A 1,415-nucleotide genomic window follows, 5' to 3' on the forward strand; every position below is an offset into this window, starting at 1 on the left:
TAATGCCGGTCACTTAAGGTGACCGGCATTGTTTTTTATAGGGTATTTTCGTTTCAATGATTTCAGTTCCCGGGGATAACTGCGCTCCCTTCGACCTGGTAGCACCAAACTCCCTGCAACCTCATAAAAATACTTCAGATGCCCAGGTACCGCGCCTGGTGAACATAACGGTAACCCTATCAGTAACCTCAAGATTTCACTTATTGTTCCGCTGAAGCTTAACTGATAAGGCAAGTAATCTCCCTTCAGATGGAACGCCATTTTTACCATTTGATATCGCACCAGATTATAGGTCAGCAGCACTCCCCATAGTTCCTGCCTGACCATCTCCGGCAGTTTACTTCGCAGCGTCCATCTATTGCCCAGCAGCTCCTGTTTCACTTCCCGGTAACCCAGCTCTATTTCCCAACGATGCTGATAAAGCTCGCTCACATCTGCCGCCGGATAACGCATCGTATCTGTCAGCGACGTCAGCACCTCCCGCTCCTTGCCTTTTATCGTTCGCACGATTAACCGTGCCATCACCTCTTCGGGTAATCCATCCCATTGTTTACGTGACTGTGGGCTTGTTTTCAGCTTCACCAACTGGTCCTGACGTCCCAGCTTTCGTATCACCTCATATTGCGTGTTTTTCTTCAGTGGCAGCAGCCAGTGACGATTTTCCCCGCTGTTCTGCCAGTGGTGAAGCAGGCCCAGTGAGTAAAAGCCTTTATCGAACAAGGTAATACTGTTGTCTGGCGTGCCCTTCGTCAGTCGGGCGGCCAGGTGCATCTCATTCGTTTCGTAGCGGTCGAACTCACTGGCAACCAGCAGATGACTGCTGAGCTCCATCTGGCACACCATCTGCACCTGAGGGTAGGTTGTATCGCCGTGTTGAGTCCGGCTTTTACCGAAGGCGGCTTCATTTTCTGGCGTGTCCGGTGTTCGCCAGACTACGCCGTCGACGCCCAGCAACTTTAAGCCGTGCCACAAGGGATGACGTGCCTCCTGATGCCAGTAGTCTGCGGTCAGTTTAAACAAGGCCTTAATGGGGTCTTCACCGAGTGTTTTACGCCGCTGGATTACGGAACTGGGGGCGGTAAACGGGCGACCTGTTCGGTCAACAATGTCCATCAGATTCACGATTTGCGACAGGGGACGGTTGTTATAGATCGCCATGCCAATGACCAGCCAAACCATGGATTCCAGAGGGAGTTTACGTTTTCTGAGTGTGACGGTATCAGTCAGAGAGAAAGCCTGCTGAATGAGGTCAGGAGGCAAAAGATCAGCCAGCGTCTGAACCTGTTCAGGGGCGGTAATGTTGATAATGCCAAGAGCCTGAGAAAGGTGCATAAAAAAAGGTTCCAGTCATGTCCTGGAACCCTTTTTACAGCAACCACTGGATCGTTCAACCGATCCTTAAACGATCGGCATTG

General features: G+C 51.0%; 1 protein-coding gene. It reads right to left on the bottom strand.

From position 1 onward, the window contains the following. Positions 1 to 9: 9 nt before the first annotated feature. Positions 10 to 1,332 carry an IS4 family transposase gene (locus tag SPL01S_RS24095; protein WP_063203200.1) on the bottom strand — a complete coding sequence of 441 codons (1,323 nt, stop codon included), beginning with the start codon at positions 1,330 to 1,332 and terminating at the stop codon, positions 10 to 12. Positions 1,333 to 1,415 lie beyond the last annotated feature (83 nt).

Source organism: Serratia plymuthica NBRC 102599, from assembly GCF_001590925.1.
Lineage (GTDB): Bacteria > Pseudomonadota > Gammaproteobacteria > Enterobacterales > Enterobacteriaceae > Serratia > Serratia plymuthica.